A 22,843-nucleotide genomic window follows, 5' to 3' on the forward strand; every position below is an offset into this window, starting at 1 on the left:
TAAGAGACGACTCATGAGAAGAATCGCGGCCCACGGGCTGCACATCATGGCGACGGTCCTCGCGGCCGTCGTCCTGCTCACGGGACAGGCGGCGCCCGCCGCCGCCGTCACGACGGTCCCGGGGGACGCGGGCGGCACGGCCACCACCCGGGAGTCGGTCCGGGCGATGACCTGGAACATCTGCGGCGAGGCGGGCGGCCGGATCGCCACGGACGACGGCTACTGCCCGTACCGCAACGTGCCCGGCAAGAAGATCGAGGGCATCGCCCAGCTGGTCGAGGAGCGGGACCTCAACGTGGTCATGCTCCAGGAGGTGTGCTCGGTCAGCCACCTCGTCCCGCTGGAGGCGAAGCTGGAGGCCGACGACCCGGGCTCCGACTGGACGTTCGCGCTCGCCGGCGGGACGCGCCCGGGCGACACGTACGAACCGGACGTGCCGGGAGTCGAGTTCATCGACGCGCAGGGCTCGAAGTGCCGCGGCTCGCTGTCCGGCACGCTGGGGGTGGCCATCGGCGTCAAGGGCCGGATGACGTGGAAGACCGAGACGGACTTCACCACTCCGCTCGGTCTGGCGATGGGGCGCGGCAGCGTGCTGTGCGTGGAGGTGGCCGGCTGGGAGAACCACGTGTGCACGACGCACGTGTCCAACTTCGGGGCCGACGTCCCGCTCAAGCTGACGCAGGCGCAGGCCGACCAGTACTACGCCGACCAGATCGCGACGGTCGCGGACGTGGTCGGGAAGTTCCCGTCCGTCGTCCTCGGCGGCGACTTCAACACCCGGCTCCAGGACCGGCTCCAGCCGCTCTACCGCCTGATGTCGGAGTGCGACCAGCGGGCGTACGGCACCGGCGACGCCTCCGACGAGCCGACCAAGTTCACCCTCGACGGCGTGACGAAGGACGCGAACGGCGGGATCCTGTCGTACGCCGGGTACACGACCTCGAAGATCGACTACCTCTTCGCCACCGGCGGCTTCACCGGCTGCGACTCCCGGACCGACTTCGCGGACCAGACGGACTACCGGATCTCCGTCCAGCCGGCCTGCACGAGGACGACGCCGTCGAGCGTCCCCGACCCGTGCAAGCCGGGCGCGACCGGCTACTCCGACCACACGCCGCTGTACGGCCACACGCAGGGCGGCGGCAAGCCGTCCTGGCGGCTCGACGGCAGCGCCGCCGGATTCGACGGCACGCTGACCGGCGGCGCCTCCTGGGCGCCGGGCGAGCACGGCGGAGCGCTGGCGCTCGACGGTTCCACCGGTACGGCCGGCGCGGCCGGGCCCGTCGTGGACACCACCCGCAGCTTCACCGTCTCCGCCTGGGCGAAGGTGAACCCGGGCGCGGGCACGTCGGTCGTGCTGTCCCAGGACGGGACGACGATCAGCGGCATGATGCTCTTCTACAACCCGGGCGACAGCAGCTGGCGCTTCGCCCTGCCGAAGGCCGACAGCGCGACGTGGAGCGTCGACCAGGCCATCGCCCCCGGCGCCACGGCCGGCACCTGGACCCATCTCACGGGCGTGTACGACGCCACCTCCGGCGCGGTCTCCCTCTACGTCGACGGCGTGAAGAAGGCCACGGCCGTCCACGCCGACGCCGACCGCTGGGCGGCCACGGGCCCGTTCGTCGTCGGTCGCGACAAGGTGAAGGGCGCCTCCAACGCCTACTTCAACGGCTCCGTGCAGCGCGTGGCCGCCTTCGGCTATCCGCTGCGCGACGACCAGATCGCCTCGTACGCCGGCAGGCTGACGGCGCCGACCGGCCGGAACACGGCGCTGCGCGAGGTCGCGGGCGAGCCGCTGTCCCAGGGCTGCCACCAGAACCTCGACCCCTTCGGCGCCGACTACGGCACGGCGACCACCCTCACGCCGACGCTGACGGCGACGGTCACCCACCCCGACCCGTCGAAGGAGGTGTGGGCCGAGTTCTCGATCTGGGACAACACGGACCAGAGCCTGCCGCAGCCGATCACCATGGGCGCGGCCGGCTCGGCCAGCACCAAGGTCCGCGGCCAGGGCACCGTCTCCGTCCCGGTCCCCCAGCTCGTCCCCGGCCACGCGTACGGCTGGCGCGTCCGCACCACCGACGGCACGACCACCTCGCCCATCTCCACGAACTGCCACTTCAGGGCCCCCGCGGCCTGAGCCCCGCCGACGGGCCGTGCACCCCTGACCACCAAGAGGAAGGGCGGGGCCCCGCGGCGCGGGGTCCCGCCCTCAGGGGCCGGTCAGGGCGCCGTCAGAAGCGGTCCTGCCCGATCGGGAGGCGCTGAGGGAGGGTCGGCAGCGGGAGCGGGGCGGAGCGGTGGGCCTGGTCGGCCGGGGTCCGGCAGGTGACGTCGGTGGCGGGCAGGCGGCCCGTGACCAGGTAGGCGGTGGCGGTCGCGTCGGCGCAGGATCCCAGTCCGTAGACGCCGTGGCCCTGGCCGCCGAGGACGGTGACCATCCGGGCCCCCTTCATCACCCGGCGCAGCCCCTGCCCGCTGGCCAGCGGCGTCTGGGAGTCCCACTCGTTCTGCAGGACGAGGGCGGGGACGGAGTTGTTCACCTTGGTGGCGGGCTCGGCCCCGCCCCGCCAGAACGCGCACGGTTTGATGTTGGACGCGAAGTCCCCGTACAGCGGGTACCTGCGCTTGTCGCGGATCGCGTCGCGCCGGTACTGCTCCGGGTCGCGCGGCCAGGCGCGGGTGTCGGCGCACACCACGGACCAGAAGGCCGCGTCCATGTTGTCCGCCGGGACGGCGGGAGCCGCGGCCGGGGAGCCGGCGGCGCTCGCGAAGGCCGGCGGTACGGGGGCGGGCGGCGTGCCGCGCCGGGCCGGTGCCGGAGTCCGGCCCTCGGCGGCGTCCTTGAGCCGTACGACCGCCTCGGCGGCGTACGCCACGTCGAAGAACACGGCCCGCGACCCGAGGCGGATGTCATCGCCCGTCAGGGCGACGCCGTCGAGTTCGATCGGCTCGCGGTCCGCCCGGGCGACCAGCGCCCAGAAGGTCGCACCGACCTCGGCCGGGGTGGCACCGAGCCCGTACGTCGCGTTCCGCTCGGCGGCCCAGGCGGTCCAGCGCGCGAACGCCGGTTCCGCCCCCTCGGCCCATATCTGGATCATGCCGCGCCAGATCCGCTCCGGGTCGACCGCGCTGTCGAGCACGAACCGGTCGGCGCGCTTCGGGAACATCTGCGTGTAGACGGCTCCCAGATAGGTGCCGTAGGAGTAACCGAGGTACGAGATCTTCTTCTCGCCGAGCACGGCACGGATGACGTCCATGTCGCGTGCGGTGTCGCGGGTGGTGAGGTGCGACAGGACGACGCCGTTCCGCGCCCGGCACTTCTCCGCGACGGTCCGGGCCCACTGGACGTCCTTCGTGAACGTCGCCGCCCGGTACGGGCGTTGCCACTCCCTCTCGGCGTCGTTCAGCCCGCAGCTCACCGGGCTGCTCCGGCCGACACCCCGGGGGTCGAAGCCGATCAGGTCGTACCGCTTCTTCACGTCGTCCGACAGCATCGGCGCCATCCAGACCGGCATGTCGAGGCCCGGTCCGCCGGGCCCGCCGGGGTTCAGCAGCAGCACACCGCGCCGGTCACGGGCGCTGGTCGCCTTCGTCCGGGACACGGCCAGGTCGAGCGTGCGGCCGTTCGGACGGGCGTAGTCGAGGGGCACCTTGATCGTGGCGCACTCGTACTCCGCCGGTCCTTCGGCGTCGCAGCGGCTCCAGCGCGGTTTCTGGTGCCCGTAGCGCGCGAGCGGATCGGGTGAAGGGATAGCGGGGGTGGCGGCGGCGGTCCGGGGTGCCGGTGCGGCCGCCGAGGCCACGGCGGGGGTGAGTACGGGAAGGAGCGTCGCGATGGCGCCGAGGGCCACGGTGGACGCCGTTCGTCTGCTTCGCACGGTGATGGAGATCCTCGCGGGAGGTGGACGTTCTGGCCCAAGAACCCTTGCTCAGAAGGGACGTGCCCGAATCCCCCCGAAGGACGGCATCCTCTCCCTCTGAAGGAGGACCCGACCCTGACCGATGGCACAGAACCAGCCACTCCCACAAGGCCCTTGATCCCGTGGGGCCTGTCGTGACGTGAACTCCGGCGTTCCCGTGCCGACTTCACCCGCCGGCCGGCGTGGCCCGTGGTCTAGAGTGAGAGCGCAGCTGGTTCGCCCCGTCCGCCAGGCGGGATGCGTCGTAAGAGGGAACCCGGTGGGAATCCGGGACTGCCCCGCAGCGGTGAGCGGGAACGACCGCCGTCACACAGCACTGGGTCCGACGTACCGGATCTGGGAAGCGACGGCCAGTAGGAGTCTCGTACGACGAGACGTGCCCGCGAGTCCGAAGACCTGCCCGTTGCCCGCACGCGGACGATTCCGTGTGTGGCCATCCGGTGACCTCGAGGGCGGGTCGGCGACCATACAGGCGGACGAGCGTGTCGTGCTGCGCGCGTGCGCATCCGCCTGTCCCCGGTCTCTCTTCGCCCCTCGTCAGGTCCCCGGACCTCAGGGATTCATCTCGCGAAGGAGATCTCCGTGACCACGAAGTCCGCAGCAGCGGCAGCACGGGCCACCGTGTACGGCTACCCCCGTCAGGGGCCGAACCGCGAACTCAAGAAGGCGATCGAGGGTTACTGGAAGGGCCGCGTCACCACGGACGCCCTCCGGAACACCGCCGCCGCACTGCGCCGGAAGAACTGGTCGCAGCTCGCCGACGCCGGCATCACCGAAGTGCCGACCGGCGACTTCTCGTACTACGACCACGTCCTCGACACCACCGTCATGGTGGGCGCGATCCCGGGCCGCCATCGCGACGCCGTCGCCGCCGACGCGCTGGACGGCTACTTCGCCATGGCCCGAGGCACCCAGGACACCGCCCCGCTGGAGATGACGAAGTGGTTCGACACCAACTACCACTACCTCGTCCCCGAACTGGGTCCTGACACCGTCTTCTCGACGGACTCGGCCAAACAGGTCGCGGAGCTGCGCGAGGCCCTCGCGCTGGGCCTGACCGCCCGACCCGTCCTGGTGGGACCGGTCACCTACCTCCTGCTGGCGAAGCCCGCCCCCGGCGTGGCGGCGGAGTTCGAGCCGCTGACCCTGCTGGACCGCCTGCTGCCCGTCTACGCCGAGGTCCTCGCCGACCTCCGGGCCGCCGGCGCGGAGTGGGTGCAGATCGACGAACCGGCCCTGGTACAGGACCGCAGGCCCGCCGAACTCGCCGCCGCCGCACGGGCCTACCGCGATCTCGGCGCCGCACGAGACCGGCCGAAGCTGCTCGTCGCCTCCTACTTCGACCGGCTGGGCGACGCCCTCCCGGTGCTCGCCAAGGCTCCGGTCGAAGGACTCGCCCTCGACTTCACCGGGCCCGCCGCCGCGAACCTCGACGGACTCGCGGCCGTCGGCGGCCTGCCCGGCAAGCGGCTCGTCGCCGGCGTGGTCGACGGGCGCAACGTGTGGGTCAACGACCTGAAGAGCTCCCTCGCCACCCTCGGCACCCTCCTCGGTCTCGCGGGCCACGTGGACGTGTCGGCCTCGTGCTCGCTGCTCCACGTCCCGCTCGACGCCGCGGCCGAGACGGACGTCGACCCGCAGGTCCTGGGCTGGCTCGCCTTCGCCCGGCAGAAGGCGGACGAGGTCGTCGCCCTGGCCAGGGGCCTGTCCCTGGGCACCGACGCCATCAGCGGCGAGCTGGCCGCCAACCGGAGTGCGCGCTCCGCCCGCGCCGCCTCCCCCCTCACCCGCGATCCCGCCGTGCGGGCCCGGGTCCGGGCCGTCACCGAGGCGGACCTGCGCCGCTCGCAGTCCTACGCACAGCGTGCCGCGGCCCAGCGGGCCCACCTCGGGCTTCCGCTGCTCCCGACGACCACCATCGGGTCCTTCCCGCAGACGGCCGAACTGCGGGCCGCACGCGCGGACCTGCGAAGCGGCCGGATCGACACCGTCGCCTATGAGGAGCGCATCAAGACGGAGATCCAGGAGGTCGTCTCCTTCCAGGAGAAGACCGGACTCGACGTCCTGGTGCACGGCGAGCCCGAACGCAACGACATGGTGCAGTACTTCGCCGAGCAGCTCGCCGGCTACCTCGCCACCCGGCACGGCTGGGTCCAGTCGTACGGCACCCGCTACGTCCGCCCGCCGATCCTCGCCGGCGACATCTCCCGCCCCGCGCCGATGACCGTGCGCTGGACCGCGTACGCGCAGTCCCTCACCGCCAAGCCGGTCAAGGGCATGCTCACCGGCCCGGTCACCATGCTCGCCTGGTCCTTCGTCCGCGACGACCAGCCGCTCGCCGACACCGCCCGGCAGGTGGCTCTCGCGCTGCGCGACGAGGTGCACGACCTGGAGGCCGCCGGGACCTCCGTCATCCAGGTCGACGAGCCCGCGCTGCGCGAGACCCTGCCGCTGCGGGCCGCCGACCACCCCGAGTACCTGGCCTGGGCCACCGAAGCCTTCCGGCTCAGCACCGGCGGCGTGCGGCCGGACACCCAGATCCACACCCACATGTGCTACGCCGAGTTCGGCGACGTCGTCCAGGCCATCGACGACCTCGACGCCGATGTCATCAGCCTGGAGGCGGCCCGGTCCCACATGCAGGTCGCCCGCGAACTCGCCGCCCACGGCTACCCGCGCGAGGCCGGACCCGGCGTCTGGGACATCCACTCCCCGCGCGTCCCGTCCGCCCAGGAGGCCGCCGCCCTGCTCCGCACGGGACTCGACGCGATCCCCGCCGAGCGGCTCTGGGTCAACCCCGACTGCGGCCTGAAGACGCGCGGCTGGCCCGAGACCCGCGCCTCCCTGGAGAACCTCGTGGCGGCGGCCCGTACGGTCCGCGACGAGGTGTCCCTTACCGGGTTCTCCTCCTGACGGACGACCCGTCAGGAGGAAAAAGGTGCCTGTGGTAACTTGCCCGGGCCAGTCGTACCTCTGTACGTATCGCCACGGTATGTGCACGGGTCAGGGAATCCGGTGGGAATCCGGAGCTGACGCGCAGCGGTGAGGGTGACGGGCGGAGCATCGGCCACTGGGTCCCGAGGGGTCCGGGAAGGCGCTCCGTCCGGACGACCCCGAGTCCGAAGACCTGCTGGCGGCCCTGGCGTCGCGCGCCGTCGCCCGGGGAGCACCGTACGACAGGCTCCGCGCATGAGCCGTGACGCAGAGGACTCCTTCCGTGCCCTTCGCACACTCCGTCCGTTCCGCCGTGCTGTTCGTGGCCGGTGCCGTTCTCGTCGCCGGGTGCGGCACCGGCACCGGCACCGAGGCGGGTTCGCCCGAGGCCAAGGGGGCGGGCTATCCGGTGCGGCTCGACAACTGCGGGCAGCGGGTCGAGGTCGACCGCGCGCCCCGCCGTGCCGTCGCCCTCGACCAGGGATCGGCGGAGATCCTGCTCTCCCTCGGCCTGGGCGACCGCATGGTGGGCACCGCCACCTGGACCGACCCGGTCCTCAAGGGACTGGAGAAGGCGAACGCCGGCGTTCCCCGGCTAGCCGACCGCTACCCGTCCTTCGAGAAGGTCCTCGACACCGAGCCCGACTTCGTCAGCGCCTCCTTCCTCTACACCCTGGGCAAGGGCGGGGTGGCCCCCCGGGAGCAGTTCGCGAAGCTCGGCGTCCCCACCTACCTCTCCCCCACCGACTGCGTCGGCAAGGACAACAGCGGTGACGGCGACGGCGTGCGGACGAGGCCGCTGACCATGGACACCGTGTACGGGGAGATCCGCGACCTCGCCCGGGTGTTCGGCGTGCCGGAGCGCGGCGAGAAGCTGGTCGGACAGCTCCGCGCCCGGGTCGGGAAGGCCACGGCCGGAGCCGACTTCGGCGACGCGTCGGTCCTCTACTGGTTCTCCGACTCCCAGGGCCCGTACATGGCCGGGTGCTGCGGCGCACCGGGCATCGTCAGCGGGGCGCTCGGGGTGAGGAACGTCTTCGACGACACGAAGGAGGAGTGGCCGCAGATCAACTGGGAGACCGTCGCCGACCGCGATCCCGACGTGCTGGTGATCGCCGATCTGACCCGCAAGGCGCAGTCGGCCGAGAGCGCCGCGAAGAAGATCGAGTTCCTGGAGAGCCACCCCGTCACCCGGAACATGACGGCGGTGAGGCACAAGCGGTACGTGATCCTCAGCGGACAGGCCATGAACCCCACGATCCGCACCGTCGAGGGCATCGAGAAGGTGGCCGCCGCGCTGAAGACGTACGGACTCGCGAAGTGACCCGGCCGGGAGCGGAGACGGTGACCGCGTCGAGCCGGAGCACCGCCGGCCGCCCGGCGGCGGTGACCCCGTCCGTACGGACCGCCGTCCGTTCCTCCCGGGCACTCGCACCGGTCGCCGTGGTGGGCGGGATCGTCCTCCTGTGCGCGTCGGTCGCGCTGGCCCTGACGATCGGTCCGGCCGACATCCGCGTCGCGGACTCCTGGTCGGTGGTCGCCTCCCGCCTCGGCGGCGGCCCGTCCGGTCTGAGCGCGATACGCGACGGCATCGTCTGGGACCTGCGACTGCCCCGGACGCTGCTCGCGGCCGTGTGCGGAGCCGGTCTCGCGGTGTGCGGGGCGGTGATGCAGTCCCTGCTGCGCAATCCGCTCGCCGACCCGTTCGTCCTCGGTGTCTCCTCCGGCGCGTCGACGGGGGCGGTCGCGGTCGTGGTCCTCGGGGCGGGCGGGGGCCTGCTGTCCGTCACCGGGGGCGCGTTCCTCGGCGCGCTCTGCTCCTTCGCCCTGGTCCTGGTCCTCAGCCACCTGCTGGGCGGGTCGACCGACCGCGTCGTGCTGGCGGGGGTGGCGGCGATGCAGCTCTTCTCGGCGCTCACCTCGTTCGTGGTGATGACCGCCGCCGACGCCGAGACGACCCGGGGCATCCTCTTCTGGCTGCTCGGCTCGCTCGGCGGCGCGGGCTGGACCGACGTCGGGGTGTGCGCCGCCGTCCTGGCCGTCGGGCTGACGGTCTGCCTCGGGCACGCCCGTACCCTGGACGCGTTCGCGTTCGGTGAGGACGCGGCGGCGGCGCTCGGCGTCTCCGTGGGCCGGACCCGCCTGGTCCTCCTCTCGGTCACGGCCCTGCTGACCGCGGTCCTGGTCTCCTCCGCGGGCGCGATCGGCTTCGTCGGCCTGGTCCTGCCGCACGCGATCCGGGCCCTCGCGGGCCCCGGTCATGCCCGGCTGCTGCCCCTGTCCGCCCTGGCGGGGGCGGTCTTCCTGGTGTGGGCCGACACCCTCGCCCGTACGGTGCTCGACCCGCAGGAAGTCCCGGTCGGTGTGGTCACCTCGCTCATCGGCGTCCCCGCGTTCGTCCTCGTCCTGTACCGCACCAGGAGCACGCGATGACCGACGCGGCGATCCGCCCCGGCGGGGTTACGGGGCTGCGTGCCGAGGGTGTCTCGCGTACCGCCGGCGGCGCCCTCGTCCTGGACGGCGTGACGCTCGCGCCGAGCCCCGGCACGCTCACCGGCCTCCTCGGCCCGAACGGTTCGGGGAAGTCCACCCTGTTGCGGCTGCTGGCCGGTGTCCTCGCGCCGGACGCCGGGGTGGTGACCCTGGACGGCGACCCGCTGGCCGGCGTCCCGCGCCGTGCTCTGGCCCGGCGTGTCGCCGTCGTCGAGCAGAACGCCGACACCCAGGTCGACCTGACGGTGGCCGACGCCGTACGACTCGGCCGCGTCCCGCACCGCCGGGCCTGGTCGCCGACGACGGCCGCCGACGAGGAGGCCGTACGGTCCGCGCTCGCCCGCACCGGGCTGACCGGGCTCGCGCACCGCACCTGGCGCACCCTGTCCGGCGGCGAACGCCAGCGCGTCCACCTCGCCCGCGCCCTCGCCCAGGAGCCCCGCGAGCTCCTCCTCGACGAGCCGACGAACCACCTCGACATCCAGCACCAGTTGGACCTCCTGGCCCTGATATCGGGTCTCCGCCTCACCTGCGTCGTGGCTCTGCACGACCTCAACCTCGCGGCGATGTACTGCGCCCACGTGGTGGTCCTGAGCGAGGGCGGGGTGGTGGCGGCCGGCCCGGTCGAGGAGGTCCTCACGGAACAGCTCGTCGCCGACGTCTACGGCGTCCGGGCCTCCGTGACCCGCCCCGGCCCGGACGGCCGCCCCCACATCCGCTTCCTCGGCACGCTCCCCAGGGGTGAGTGAACGGCCTTGGCGCCCGGCCCGCGCTTCCGGTCAGCGCAGATGCCGGGCGAAGAACCGGGCCCCGGGTTCGAGCTCGAACTGCGGGACGCCGGTGTGTCCGCCCATGTTGGCGTGCAGGGTCTTCTCCTTGGTGGCGAAGGCGTCGAACAGGTCCAGGGCGGCCTGCCGGTCGTTCCCTTCGTCGTCCCACTGGAGGAGGACGTGCAACGGGATGGTGACCTGACGGGCCTCCTCGAACATGGCGCCGGGCACGAGGCTCCCCGCGAAGAGGCCGGCGGCCACGATGCGCGGTTCGACGACCGCCAGCCGGATGCCGATGGAGATCACCCCTCCCTCGTACCCGACCGGGCCGTCGATCTCGGGCAGCGACAGGAGGGCGTCCAGGGCGGCCCGCTATTCCGGGACGGCCTTTTCGACCAGCGGGAGGACGAGCGCGTCGACGATCTCGTCGCCGACGGGCCCGCCGGCCTCCATCGCCCGCCGCAGGTCGGCACGGGCCTGCTCGGCGGCGGGCCAACGGGGCCGGTCGCCGCTCCCGGGGAGCTCGATGGTGGCCGAGGCGAAGCCGTACTCCGCCGCGTAATAACGGGCGCGTCCCGCGAGGCGCGGGTACATGCGGCTCAGTCCGAGCGGGGGGTGGCCGATCAGGATCAGCGGTGTCGGCGTGGTGGCGGATGCGGGCGTCCACAGGATGCCGGGGATCTCGCCGAGGGTGAAGGCGCGCTCGATGACGCCGTCGTCGAGGCGGTTCTCAGAAGTGAAGTGCACGGTCGTGCCTTTCGGGAGTGCGCGGAACGGCGCTCCCGGACGACCTGCCTAGCGTCCGACCGTGACCCCGGAGGGGAGCACCCATGTCGTTACTGCGTTCACGGGTACCACCTCCTCGTTTTCTCGCACGGCCGATCGAAGGCTAGCAGAGGAGCCGGCCGATGCCACGTGCTCCGGAGGCCGACGTCCTCGGTAGCGTGATCGTCCACCGCGTGGAGGGTCCATGGGGCCGGTTGCCGCACGAAGGTCTCGGGCGACGAGCGACGAGCCATGAGTGACGGATGACGAGTGACGAGAGTGATGAGGCTGCTATGAGCGAACTGACGAAGCCCGAGGTCCATGTCCCGGAGGGTGACGCTCCCACCGAGCTGACCGTCCGGGACCTGGTCGTCGGGGACGGCGCCGAGGCGAAGCCGGGCAACGTGGTCCGGGTGCATTACGTCGGGGTCACCTTCGCGTCCGGGAAGGAGTTCGACGCCTCCTGGGACCGGGGCCAGCCGTACAAGTTCGCCCTGGGCGGCGGCAAGGTCATCAAGGGCTGGGACCGGGGGGTGCGGGGGATGAGGGTCGGCGGGCGGCGCGAGATCGTCGTTCCCCCGCGTCTCGGCTACGGCAAGCAGTCGCCTTCACCGTTGATCCCGGCGGGCTCGACCCTGGTGTTCGTGGTGGACCTGCTCTCGGTCGCGGTCTGAGGCACCGCCCGTGCGTCCCGACGCACGGCGGCGGGCACGCCCCGACCGCCCACGGTTGTCGATCTTGGATGGGTCCCTGACAATCGGTCGGGGCCCAAGGGGGCTCAGGGGACAGGTGGGGGTTTGTGATGTTGAACCGGCGGAACGTGCTGCGCGGACTGGCGGCCGTACCGGGCGCGGCGGCGCTGACGGGCCTGAGCGCGGGAACGGCGAGGGCCGACTTCGCGACGGTCGTCGACCCCACCGCCGACTGGGGCAGGTGGGAGGGCTGGGGCACCTCGCTGAGCTGGTGGGCCAAGGCGGTGGGCCCGGATCCGAAGCTGGCGGACGCCCTGTTCGGGCGGGGTACGGTGCAGCTGCTCGGGCAGACGGTGCCCGGGCTCGGCATGAACATCGTGCGCTACAACGCCGGGGCGTCGGGGACGAACAGCATCAACGGCCGCACGATGAAGCCCGCGCCGAGCATCGACGGGTACAAGCAGATCGAGGGCTACCAGCTCGACTGGTTCGACGCCGATCCCTCCTCCGCCAGCTGGAACTGGTACGCGGACGCGAACCAGCGCGACATGATGTGGCTGGCCAGGGACCGCGGGGCCGACACCTTCGAGCTGTTCTCCAACTCGCCCATGTGGTGGATGCTGCGGAACGACGACCCGCGCGGCTACGACGCGGGGTGGACCAGCAACCTCCAGGACGGCAACTACGGGCGCCACGCGGCCTATCTGGCCACCATCGCCCGGTACGCCCACGACCACTGGGGCATCGACTTCCGCTCGGTGCAGCCGGTGAACGAGCCGTGCCTGCCGTGGACGCCGGAGATGGGCCGCGGCCAGGAGGGCTGCTTCTTCGATCCCGCCCAGCAGGCGCGGCTCATCAAGGAGACCCGCGCTCAGCTCGACGCCCTTGACCTGGCCTGGATGGAGATCCCGGCCATGGACGAGAACGGCTACGACTACGCGCTGACCGCGTGGAACGAGTTCGGCTCCGACACCCGGCAGGCGGTCGGGCGGATCAACGTCCACGGCTACCGCTCCGACACCCGGCGCGACCTGCTGTACGCCGCGGCGGCGGCGTCGGGGAAGCGGATCTGGATGTCGGAGTACACCGACGGCGACGCCAGCGGGATGACCATCGCCCGGAGCATCGGCTACGACATGCGCTGGCTCCACCCCACGGCGTGGATCCACTGGCAGATCGTCGACAACAGCAACGGTGGCGGCTGGGGCCCCGTCGAACTCGTCGACGGCCGGCTCGGCCTCGTCAACACGAAGTACTACGTCCTGGCCCACTACATGCGTCACATCCGGCCCGGCATGCGGATCATCGAGTCCGGTCACCCCGACGTGGTCACCGCCTACGACCGCACCGCGCGCAAGCTGGTCATCGTGGCCGCCAACCACGGCGGGGGGCAGTACATCGACTTCGACCTCTCGCGCTTCACCACCGTGGCGACCGACGGAGCCCCCGTGGAACGCTGGTACACGTCGACCGCCGGCACGCAGCGGTACGCCTACCGCAACGACGACACGTTCCTGCACGGCAAGCGGTTCTGGTCGTGGTTCGACACGCAGAGCGTGCAGACCTTCGAAGTCGGAGGCGTCGACATCTGAGCGGTCGCGGGGGAACGGCGCCGCCGCTCCCCCGCCCCGCCCCCCCCTCAGGGCGTGACGCGGTCCGCCAGGGCCGTCTGCCAGGCCGGGGGCGGGGCGCTCGGGGTGGTCTCGGGGCGCCGGCCGCCGCGGGCGAAGAAGTCCGCGAGGGGGAGGAGGGCGGCGCCGACGGTGACCGCCTCGGGGCCCAGGGTGCCCAGGGTCACGCGGGTGCGGCTCGCCGGGTACCGCAGCGCGTACCGGGTGGCGTACCGGGTGACGGTGTCGAGGAAGCGGGTGCCGAGCTGGAGGCCGGCCCAGCCGCCGACGAGGATGCGTTCGGGCTGGAAGAGGTTGATGAGGTCGGAGAAGCCGGCGCCGAGGTATTCGGCGGTCTCCTCCAGGACGGCGAGGGCCGTGGGGTCGGGGGCGGCCTCCGAGCCGTCGGGCGGGTAGGCGGCGGCGAGCATCGCGGTGAGGGCGGTCTCCTCGTCGGTGCCCGCGGGCGGCCGGCCGCCCGCTTCGGCCCAGCGCTCCAGGAGCGCTTCGGCGCCCGCGTACGCTTCGAGGCAGCCCTGGGATCCGCAACGGCAGCGGCGGCCCCGGACGCTGACGGTGAGGTGGCCCCATTCGAGGGCGCGGCCTGATCCGAGGGGGTCGGTGACGACGCAGGCGCCGACGCCGGAGCCGAAGAGGACGGTGACGGCGCTGCGGGCGCCGCGTCCCGCGCCGAACCACATCTCGGCCTGGCCGAGGGTCTTGGCGCCGTTGTCGATCCAGTAGGGGACGCTGTCGGGGAGGTCGACGGCCTGGCGCAGCAGGCGTTCGAAGGGGACGGCGTCCCAGCCGACGGTCTGCCCGTGGACGACGGCGCCCTCCTCGGGGGTGTAGGCGATGATGCCGGGGACGCCGACGCCCACGCCGAGGAGCTGTTCGGGAGGGACGCCCGCCGCCCGCAGGACCTCGGCGATGCCGTCCCGGACGTGACGGACCACCAGATCGACGTCGTAGCGGGCGGTTCGCGGGCCCGAGGTGGGCAACGCCCGCTCGGTGCGGGCGAGTTCGTTGAGGGTGAGGTCGAACAGCTCGACCCTGACGCGGGTTTCGCCGACGTCGACACCGATCATGCAGCCGCTGCCGGGGCTGATCCGGAGCAGGGTCTGGGGGCGTCCGCCGGCCGAGTCGACGCTGCCGGCCTCCTCGACCAGGCCCTCCGCGACGAGCTCGGCGACCACGTTGCTGACCGATCCGGAGCTCAACCCGACCGCGGGCCCGAGCATCAGACGGCTCATCGGTCCGTCGAAGTACAGCCTTCGCAGCACCGCGGTGCGGTTCTCGCGCCGCAGGTCACGCACCGTACGGCCATGTGTCGCGTGCACGTGGGTTCCCGTCTCTGAAGTCCTTGGGTGCAAGATACCCGGATTCCAGACCTTGACGCGCCCTTACCGTGAGGCTTAACTCACATTCTAAATTAAGCCGATGCCACGAAGGCGGCCGGGCCCGCCCCACCGCTTCGGTCCTCCCGTCGTCCCTGAAGGGTCCTGGAGCATGCGCACAAGCAGAGCCGCCGTCACCGGAGCCGTCACCCTCTCCCTCGTCCTCGCCGCCACCGCCTGCGGCGGCGGCACCGCCGACGGCTCGGGTGGCTCCGACTCCCGGCCGAGGACGCTCACTTACTGGGCCACGAACCAGGGACCCGGCCTGGAGGCCGACAAGAAGGTCCTCCGGCCCGAACTCGACAAGTTCGAGAAGCGCACCGGGATCAAGGTCGAGCTGGAGGTCATCCCCTGGTCCGACCTGCTCAACCGCATCCTCACCGCCACCACCTCCGGCCAGGGCCCCGACGTCCTGAACATCGGCAACACCTGGAGCGCCTCGCTCCAGTCCACCGGCGCCCTGCTGCCCTGGGACGCGAAGAACTTCGGCGCGATCGGCGGCAGGGACCGCTTCGTCGACTCCGCGCTGGGCTCCACCGGTGCTCCTGGCCAGGACCCGGCCGCCGTGCCGCTGTACTCCATGGCCTACGCGCTCTACTACAACAAGAAGATGTTCGCCGACGCCGGCATAGCGAAGCCGCCGGCCACCTGGGCCGAGGTCGACGCCGCGGGCAGGAAGCTGAGCAGGGACGGAAAGTGGGGCATCGGGGTCGAGGGCTCCAACCTCTCCAACAACATCCACCAGGTGTTCGTCCTCGGCAAGCAGCACGGCGCCGACTTCTTCACCCCCGACGGCAAGCCCGACTTCACCTCCGACGGCGCCGTCGCCGCGGTCAAACAGTACGTCGACCTGATGGGCGCCTCGAAGATCGTCGCGCCCGGCAACGCCGAGTACGCGCAGAACCAGTCGCTCTCCGACTTCGCCAAGAACCGCACCGGCATGGTCCTGTGGCAGACGCCCTCCCAGACCTTCGCCGCCCAGGGCATGAAGCCCGAGGAGTGGGGCGTCGTCCCGGCCCCCGTCCCCTCCGGCGCGCCCGGCCGGGGCACCCGGACCAACTCGATGGTCGCCGGCATCAACATCTCCGTGTTCAAGAACACCAGGAACCTCGACGGCGCCCTGAAGTTCGTGAAGTTCATGACCGGTGACGAGGAGCAGATCCTCCTCAACAAGGCGTACGGCTCCGTCCCGCCGGTGAAGACCGCGCAGGCCGACCCCGCCTTCGGCACGGCCTCGCTCGCGGTCATCCGCGACACCCTCGCCCGGAGCGCCTCCGCGCTGCCTCAGGTCCCGGAGGAGTCCCAGTTCGAGACCGTCGTCGGCACCGCGGTGAAGGAGCTCTTCGCCGACGCCGCCGCCGGCCGCCCGGTCACCGCCGAGTCCGTACGGGCCAAGCTGGACAAGGCCCAGCAGCAGATGCCGAAGAAGTAGGCAGGGCCGCCATGACCCAGACCGCCGTCACTCGGCGCGGTGAGCGCGCGGTGCGCGAGGCCGCACCCGGCGAGGCACCCGCACCGCGGCGCTCCGGGCGCCGCCGCATCGCCCTCCCGTACCTGCTGCTGATTCCCGCACTCGTCCTCGAACTCCTCGTGCACCTCGTCCCGATGCTCATGGGCATCGGCATGAGCTTCAAGGAACTCACCCAGTTCTTCGTCCGGGACTGGTCGGCCGCGCCCTGGGCCGGCCTCGACAACTACGGCGTCTCGCTCGACTTCGACGCGCCGGTCGGCCAGGCGCTCCTCAAGTCCTTCGTCACCACCTGCCTGTTCACCCTGGCATCGGTCGCCCTGTGCTGGCTCCTGGGCACGGCCGCCGCCGTCTTCCTCCAGGAGAACTTCCGCGGCCGCGGCTTCCTGCGGACCCTCTTCCTCGTGCCGTACGCCCTGCCGGTCTACGCGGCGGTCATCACCTGGGCGTTCATGTTCCAGCGGGACAACGGCCTGATCAACCACGTGCTGCACGACCAGCTCGGCCTGGGCGACAGCCCCCCGTTCTGGCTCATCGGCGACAACAGCTTCTGGGCCCTGCTCGCCGTCTCCGTCTGGAAGGGCTGGCCGTTCGCCTTCCTCACCGTCATGGCCGGTCTGCAGAACATCCCCCGGGACCTGTACGAGGCGGCCGCCCTCGACGGCGCCGGCGTGTGGAGGCAGGTCCGTCACCTCACCCTGCCGTCGCTGCGGCAGGTCAACCAGGTCCTCGTCCTGGTCCTGTTCCTGTGGACGTTCAACGACTTCAACACGCCGTTCGTGCTCTTCGGCAGGGCGGCGCCGGAAGCGGCCGACCTGATCTCCCTGCACATCTACCAGTCGTCCTTCCAGACGTGGAACTTCGGCACCGGATCGGCGATGTCCGTGCTGCTCCTGCTCTTCCTCCTCCTCGTCACCGGTGTCTACCTCCTGCTCACCACCAGGGGAAGGAAGCCCTCCGATGCCTGAGCCCGCCCACGGCGGCACGGCGCTCGCCGCCGCCCCGGCACCCGGCCCCCGCGAGCGCGCCCCCCGCCGGCGCGCCCCCCGCTCCCCCATGGCCGCCCCGCGCTCCTTCCTCTGGACCCGCCGGATCTTCCTCACCCTGCTCACCGGCTTCGTGCTGCTGCCGGTGTACGTGATGATCTCCAGCTCCCTGAAGCCCCTCGCGGACGTGTCCGGGGAGTTCCGGTGGCTGCCCTCCGGGCTCACGCTCCGCCCGTACCTCGACATCTGGGACACCGTCCCGCTCGCCGACTACTTCATGAACTCGCTGGCCGTGGCGAGCGCGGCGACCGTGCTCTCCGTCGCCGTGGCGATCCTCGCCGCGTACGCCCTCAGCCGCTACGACTTCCGCGGCAAGCGGGTCTTCGCCGTCACCGTCCTGTCGACGCAGATGTTCCCCGGCATCCTCTTCCTGCTGCCGCTCTTCCTCCTCTACGTCAACATCGGCAACGCCACCGGCCTCGCGCTCTTCGGCTCGCGCGAAGGCCTGATCCTCACCTATCTGACCTTCTCGCTGCCCTTCTCCGTCTGGATGCTCACCGGGTACTTCGACTCGATCCCCCGGGAGCTCGACGAGGCCGCAAAGGTCGACGGCTGCGGGCCGGTCGGCGCCCTGTTCCGGGTGATCGTCCCCGCCGCGGCCCCCGGCATCGTCGCGGTCGGCGTCTACGCCTTCATGACCGCCTGGGGCGAAGTCCTCTTCGCCTCCGTCATGACCGACGACACCACCAGGACCCTCGCTGTCGGCCTCCAGGGCTACGCCACCCAGAACGACGTCTACTGGAACCAGGTCATGGCCGCCTCCCTCGTGGTGAGCGTGCCCGTCGTCGCCGGGTTCCTCCTCCTGCAGCGCTACCTCGTCACCGGCCTCACGGCGGGCGCGGTCAAGTGACCCGCCCCGCCGCGCCCGCCGTCCGCGTCGCTCCCCCCGCCGTGCTCCGGCCCGTCACGAAAAGGTGCTCCGTGTCCGCATCCACCCACCACCGCACGCTCGACCTGGGGGCCTTCCCCGCCGACTTCGCCTGGGGCACCGCCACCTCCGCCTACCAGATCGAGGGCGCCGTCGCCGAGGACGGGCGGGCCCCCTCCATCTGGGACACCTTCAGCCACACCCCCGGCACGACCGACAACGCCGACCACGGCGACACGGCCTGCGACCACTACCACCGCTGGCCCGAGGACATCGCCCTCATGCGGGAGCTCGGCACCGACGCGTACCGGATGTCGATCGCCTGGCCCCGCGTCCTGCCCGGCGGCGACGGCCCCGTGAACACGGCCGGGCTCGACTTCTACGACCGGCTCGTCGACGCCCTCCTCGGCGCCGGCATCACCCCCAACGTCACCCTCTACCACTGGGACCTGCCCCAGGCCCTCCAGGACCGCGGCGGGTGGACCGAGCGCGCCACCGCCGAGCACTTCGCCGCCTACGCCTCCGTCGTCGCCGGCCGCCTCGGCGACCGGGTCACCCGGTGGGCCACCCTCAACGAGCCGCTCTGCTCGGCCTGGATCGGGCATCTGGAGGGCCGGATGGCGCCGGGCCTGACCGACCTGACCGCCGCCGTCCGCGCCTCCTACCACCTGCTCCTCGGCCACGGTCTCGCCACCGCGGCCGTCCGCGCCGCCGCCCCCGGCGCCCGGGTCGGTCTCGTCACCAACCACTCCACCATCGCCCCCGCCTCCACCCGCCCCGAGGACGTCGCCGCGGCCCGCCGCGCCGACGGGCACACCAACCGCTGGTGGCTCGACCCGGTCCACGGGCGCGGCTTCCCCGCCGACATGCGCGAGCTGTACGGCGTCGACCTCCCCGAGCGCCCCGGCGACCTGGAGCTGATCTCGGCCCCGCTCGACTGGCACGGCCTCAACTACTACTTCCCGGAGACCGTCGCCGACGACCCGGCGGGCCCCGTCCCGTACGCCCGCGCGGTACGCCTCCCCGACGTGCCGCGGACCGGCATGGACTGGCCGATCGACGCCGGGGGCCTGGAGGCCTTCCTGCTGCGCCTCACCGAGGAGTACGGCGTGCGCGAGCTGTACGTCACGGAGAACGGCTGCGCGTTCCCCGACGCCGTCGGCCCCGACGGGCAGGTGCACGACCCGGACCGCACCCGGTACCTGGAGCAGCACCTCGCGGCCTGCGCCCGCGCCCTGCGCAAGGGCGCCCCGCTGGCCGGCTACTACGCCTGGTCCCTGCTCGACAACTTCGAGTGGGCCTACGGCTACGACAAGCGCTTCGGCCTGGTGCACGTGGACTACGCGACCCAGCGCCGGACGGTCAAGACGAGCGGCCGATGGTACGCGGACCTCATCCGCGCCCACCGCGCCGGCAACGGCTGACCACGCTCGCCCCCCTCTCTCCCCCACCTCTCCCCAGGAGCCGCCATGTCTTCCGTCGGGTCCCCGCCGGCCTTCCGGCGCCCCGCCCCCACCGTCCGACGGGCCACCGTCGGCGCCCTCGTCGCCTCGCTCGCCGGCGGCCTGCTCGCGGTCGTCCCCGCCGCGACGGCCTCCGCCGCCCCCGCCCTGCTCTCCCAGGGCAAGACGGCCACCGCCTCCTCCACCGAAGGCCCGTTCACGGCGGGCGGCGCCGTCGACGGCGACCTCACCGGCACCCGGTGGGCGAGCGACTGGACCGACGCCCAGTGGTTCCAGGTCGACCTGGGCCGGAGCGCCACGCTCAGCGGCGCCGTCCTGACCTGGGAGGCCGCCTACGGCAGGAGCTACCAGATCCAGGCCTCGGACAACGGCACCGACTGGCGCACCGTCACCACGGTGACCGGCGGCGACGGCGGCACCGACGACGTCGCCCTTTCCGGCACCGGCCGCTACGTCCGGATGAACGGCCTGGCCCGGGGCACCGCCTGGGGCTACTCCCTGTGGGAGTTCCAGGTGTACGGCACCCCCGCCGGCGGCGGCACGCCCCTGCCGGGCGGCGGCGACCTCGGCCCGAACGTGCACGTCGTCGATCCGTCCACACCGAACGTCCAGGGCCAGTTGGACGAGGTGTTCCGGCAGCAGGAGTCGGCCCAGTTCGGCAGCGGCCGGCACGCCTTCCTCTTCAAACCGGGCACCTACAACGGCCTCAACGCCCAGATCGGCTTCTACACGCAGATCGCCGGACTCGGTGTGCGGCCCGACGACACCACCATCAACGGCGACGTCACCGTCGACGCGGGCTGGTTCAACGGCAACGCCACCCAGAACTTCTGGCGCGGCGCCGAGGGCCTCGCCCTGAACCCGGTGAACGGCACGGACCGCTGGGCCGTCGCCCAGGCCTCGTCGTTCCGCCGCATGCACGTCAAGGGCGGGCTGAACCTGGCCCCCGACGGCTACGGCTGGGCCAGCGGCGGCTACATCGCCGACTCGAAGATCGACGGCCAGGTCGGCAACTACTCGCAGCAGCAGTGGTACACCCGCGACAGCTCCATCGGCGGCTGGTCCAACTCCGTCTGGAACCAGGTCTTCTCCGGCACCGAGGGCGCCCCCGCCCAGGCCTTCCCCGAGCCGAAGTACACCACCCTCGACACCACCCCGGTCTCCCGCGAGAAGCCGTACCTGATCTGGGAGGACAACCAGTACAAGGTGTTCTCCCCGGCCAAGCGGACCAACGCCCGCGGCACCACCTGGGCGAACGGCACCCCGCAGGGCGAGAAGATCCCGCTGAGCCAGTTCTACGTGGTCAGGCCCGGCGCCACCGCCGCCACCCTCAACCAGGCACTCGCCCAGGGCCTGCACCTGCTGTTCACGCCCGGGGTCTACCACGTCGACCGGACGATCGAGGTGAACCGGGCGAACACGATCGTCCTCGGCCTGGGCCTGGCCACGCTCGTCCCGGACAACGGCGTCACCGCGATGCGCGTCGCCGACGTCGACGGCGTCCGCCTCGCGGGCTTCCTGCTCGACGCGGGCCCGGTCAACTCGCCGTCCCTCCTGGAGGTCGGCCCGCAGAACGCCGCCGTCGACCACGGCGCCAACCCGACCACCGTGCAGGACGTCTACGTCCGGGTCGGCGGCGCGGGCGCCGGCAAGGCCACCGTCGGCATCGTCGTCAACAACGACGACACGATCGTGGACCACACCTGGGTCTGGCGCGCCGACCACGGCGCGGGCGTCGGCTGGGAGACCAACCGGGCCGACTACGGCGTCCGCGTCAACGGCGACGACGTCCTCGCCACCGGCCTGTTCGTGGAGCACTTCAACAAGTACGACGTCGAGTGGTACGGCGACCGCGGACGCACGATCTTCTTCCAGAACGAGAAGGCCTACGACGCCCCGACCCAGGCCGCCGTCCAGAACGGCGCCACCCAGGGGTACGCCGCCTACCGCGTCGACGACTCGGTGACCACCCACGAGGGCTGGGGCCTCGGCAGCTACTGCTACTACAACGTCGACCCGACGATCCGCCAGGACCACGGCTTCAAGGCCCCCGTGAAGCCCGGCGTGAGGTTCCACGGCCTGCTGACCGTCTCGCTCGGCGGCAACGGGCAGTTCAAGCACGTCATCAACGACACCGGCGCCCCCACGGAAGGCACCGCGACCGTCCCGTCGACCGTCGTCAGCTTCCCCTGACGGTCCGTGCCGGGCTCCGCGCCCCGGGTCCGGCCCGGGGCGCGGAGCCCGGCCGACCCTGCCGACCCGGCCGGACTCGCCTCCCGCGATCAGGCCCCCGCGCCGGCCGTGATCCGTACGCACTCCCGCACGACCTCGCCGAGATCGAGGCCGTCCCGGTGGAGTGCGCGCTGTCGTTGCGCGCCGCTGCCCCGGGCGATCAGGGCCGCCAGGGACCGACGGGCCCGGTCGCGGTCGCCGCAGTCGCGCAGGGCCGCGTCGGTGTGGTCAAGCAGGACCTCCAAGGCCGCCTCGGCGGGCGTCTCGCGCAGGGTGCGGGGGTCGAGAAGCGGCCCGCCGAGCCCGGATCGGGCGGCCCGCCAGGACGCGAGCCGCAGCAATCCCGCCGGGACCCGGGCGGGCGGCGCGCCGTCGCGCCAGGCCCGGGCGGCGGTCTCCACGAGCCCCCGGGCCAGCGTCGCCACCAGCACCGTGGTGTCCGGCTCCAGACAGACGTCGGCGACGCGGATCTCCACCGTCGGGTAGCTGTGGGACAGCCGGGCGTCGAAATAGATCATGCCCTTGTCGCGCAGGACGCTGGTGGCCAGCATGTCGCGCACCCGCTCGTGGTAGCCCTCGGCGCTGCCGAAGGGCTCGTACGGCCCGGCGGACGGCCACCGGTTCCACACACGGCTCCGGTAACTGCTGTACCCGCTGTCCTGGCCGTCCCAGAACGGCGAGTTGCCGCTGATCGCGTTCAGGAGGTACAGCCAGGGCCGGATCCGGTCCAGCACGGCGACGCCCTCCTCGTCGGACTCCACGGAGACGTGGACGTGACACCCGCAGGTCAGCTGTTCCTGCGTGGTGAGGGCGAACTGCTCCGCCATCCACCGGTACCGGCTGCCGAGGTTCCGTGACGGCTCCACGGGCAGCGGCGAGGTCGCCAGCGCGGCCACCTCCGCGCCGACCTCCTTCGCGTGGCGGGCCGCCGCCCCCCGCCACCGGACGATCTCCGCGGCCAGTTCGCGCATGTCGCCCAGGGGGCGGGTGGCGAACTCCAGCTGCTCCTGATACAGCTCCTTCTCGAAGACGCCCTGCTCTTCGCCGCCGCCCTCCACGGCGGCCAGCACCGCGGACGAGACGGCGAGCGGCTCCCCGGTCGTGGCGCTGACGAGCAGCAGCTCCTCTTCGACTCCTACCGTGCGCATCGATGCTCCTGTACGACAGGGGGCGGGGCGG

At 72.2% G+C, this 22,843-nt stretch carries 15 protein-coding genes, 1 pseudogene and 2 riboswitches; of the genes and pseudogenes, 12 read left to right on the forward strand and 4 right to left on the reverse strand.

Annotation, left to right across the window (positions count from 1 at the left end; all coding sequences use genetic code 11):
* The first annotated feature begins 13 nt into the window (after positions 1-13).
* Positions 14-2,143 (forward strand): LamG-like jellyroll fold domain-containing protein, encoded by a 2,130-nt coding sequence (locus ACZ3ZE_RS06715; RefSeq protein WP_467257742.1) that lies wholly within the window; start codon positions 14-16, stop codon positions 2,141-2,143.
* A gap of 94 nt (positions 2,144-2,237) precedes the next feature.
* Here ACZ3ZE_RS06715 and ACZ3ZE_RS06720 read toward each other — a convergent pair whose 3' ends face one another.
* Positions 2,238-3,884: an alpha/beta hydrolase gene (locus tag ACZ3ZE_RS06720; protein WP_467257745.1), complete on the reverse strand. Its 1,647-nt coding sequence runs from the start codon at positions 3,882-3,884 to the stop codon at positions 2,238-2,240.
* A gap of 237 nt (positions 3,885-4,121) precedes the next feature.
* Positions 4,122-4,344: riboswitch (cobalamin riboswitch) on the forward strand.
* 164 nt (positions 4,345-4,508) lie between these two features.
* Here ACZ3ZE_RS06720 and metE point away from each other — a divergent pair.
* The 4 genes from metE (at position 4,509) to ACZ3ZE_RS06740 (ending at position 10,102) form a co-directional block, all read left to right on the forward strand.
* The gene (metE, locus tag ACZ3ZE_RS06725; RefSeq protein WP_467257747.1) at positions 4,509-6,839 is read left to right on the forward strand and encodes a 5-methyltetrahydropteroyltriglutamate--homocysteine S-methyltransferase; all 2,331 of its coding nucleotides are present in this window, start codon (positions 4,509-4,511) and stop codon (positions 6,837-6,839) included.
* Between the two features lie 35 nt (positions 6,840-6,874).
* Positions 6,875-7,075, forward strand: a riboswitch (cobalamin riboswitch).
* Positions 7,076-7,143: 68 nt separating this feature from the next.
* Positions 7,144-8,184, forward strand: a complete 1,041-nt coding sequence (locus ACZ3ZE_RS06730; RefSeq protein ID WP_361170801.1) for an ABC transporter substrate-binding protein — start codon at positions 7,144-7,146, stop codon at positions 8,182-8,184.
* 119 nt (positions 8,185-8,303) lie between these two features.
* A complete protein-coding gene (locus ACZ3ZE_RS06735) occupies positions 8,304-9,293 on the forward strand; it encodes a FecCD family ABC transporter permease (RefSeq protein ID WP_467258538.1) in 990 nt (329 codons plus the stop codon).
* On the forward strand, positions 9,290-10,102 hold the full coding sequence (locus tag ACZ3ZE_RS06740) for an ABC transporter ATP-binding protein (protein ID WP_467257749.1): 813 nt from the start codon (positions 9,290-9,292) through the stop codon (positions 10,100-10,102). Before ACZ3ZE_RS06735 ends, ACZ3ZE_RS06740 begins: the two co-directional genes overlap by 4 nt.
* Before the next feature lie 30 nt (positions 10,103-10,132).
* Here the strand turns inward: ACZ3ZE_RS06740 and ACZ3ZE_RS06745 are convergent.
* Positions 10,133-10,870, reverse strand: a pseudogene (locus tag ACZ3ZE_RS06745) (alpha/beta hydrolase).
* A gap of 311 nt (positions 10,871-11,181) precedes the next feature.
* Here ACZ3ZE_RS06745 and ACZ3ZE_RS06750 point away from each other — a divergent pair.
* Positions 11,182-11,562: an FKBP-type peptidyl-prolyl cis-trans isomerase gene (locus ACZ3ZE_RS06750; protein WP_361170792.1), complete on the forward strand. Its 381-nt coding sequence runs from the start codon at positions 11,182-11,184 to the stop codon at positions 11,560-11,562.
* A 128-nt stretch (positions 11,563-11,690) separates the two neighbouring features.
* Positions 11,691-13,172 carry a glycoside hydrolase gene (locus tag ACZ3ZE_RS06755; RefSeq protein ID WP_467257752.1) on the forward strand — a complete coding sequence of 494 codons (1,482 nt, stop codon included), beginning with the start codon at positions 11,691-11,693 and terminating at the stop codon, positions 13,170-13,172.
* Positions 13,173-13,219: 47 nt separating this feature from the next.
* Here the strand turns inward: ACZ3ZE_RS06755 and ACZ3ZE_RS06760 are convergent, their stop codons facing one another.
* Entirely contained in the window at positions 13,220-14,530 is a 1,311-nt protein-coding gene (locus ACZ3ZE_RS06760) for an ROK family transcriptional regulator (RefSeq protein ID WP_361170786.1), read from the reverse strand.
* 169 nt (positions 14,531-14,699) lie between these two features.
* On the opposite strand from ACZ3ZE_RS06760, the gene ACZ3ZE_RS06765 reads away from it, so the two are divergent.
* From ACZ3ZE_RS06765 to ACZ3ZE_RS06785, 5 genes are all read left to right on the forward strand, one after another.
* Complete coding sequence (locus tag ACZ3ZE_RS06765; protein ID WP_361170783.1) at positions 14,700-16,019, forward strand: ABC transporter substrate-binding protein; 1,320 nt, start codon at positions 14,700-14,702, stop codon at positions 16,017-16,019.
* An 11-nt stretch (positions 16,020-16,030) separates the two neighbouring features.
* Positions 16,031-17,023, forward strand: coding sequence for a carbohydrate ABC transporter permease (locus ACZ3ZE_RS06770; RefSeq protein ID WP_363291263.1), 993 nt, complete (start codon positions 16,031-16,033; stop codon positions 17,021-17,023).
* 88 nt (positions 17,024-17,111) lie between these two features.
* On the forward strand, positions 17,112-17,951 hold the full coding sequence (locus tag ACZ3ZE_RS06775; RefSeq protein WP_361171224.1) for a carbohydrate ABC transporter permease: 840 nt from the start codon (positions 17,112-17,114) through the stop codon (positions 17,949-17,951).
* 71 nt (positions 17,952-18,022) lie between these two features.
* On the forward strand, positions 18,023-19,393 hold the full coding sequence (locus ACZ3ZE_RS06780) for a GH1 family beta-glucosidase (RefSeq protein ID WP_361170777.1): 1,371 nt from the start codon (positions 18,023-18,025) through the stop codon (positions 19,391-19,393).
* 45 nt (positions 19,394-19,438) lie between these two features.
* The gene (locus ACZ3ZE_RS06785) at positions 19,439-21,625 is read left to right on the forward strand and encodes a discoidin domain-containing protein (RefSeq protein ID WP_467257755.1); all 2,187 of its coding nucleotides are present in this window, start codon (positions 19,439-19,441) and stop codon (positions 21,623-21,625) included.
* An 89-nt stretch (positions 21,626-21,714) separates the two neighbouring features.
* Here the strand turns inward: ACZ3ZE_RS06785 and ACZ3ZE_RS06790 are convergent, their stop codons facing one another.
* Positions 21,715-22,812 carry a glutamate--cysteine ligase gene (locus ACZ3ZE_RS06790; protein WP_467257758.1) on the reverse strand — a complete coding sequence of 366 codons (1,098 nt, stop codon included), beginning with the start codon at positions 22,810-22,812 and terminating at the stop codon, positions 21,715-21,717.
* Positions 22,813-22,843 lie beyond the last annotated feature (31 nt).

The organism is Streptomyces sp. NPDC023157 (assembly GCF_055560575.1).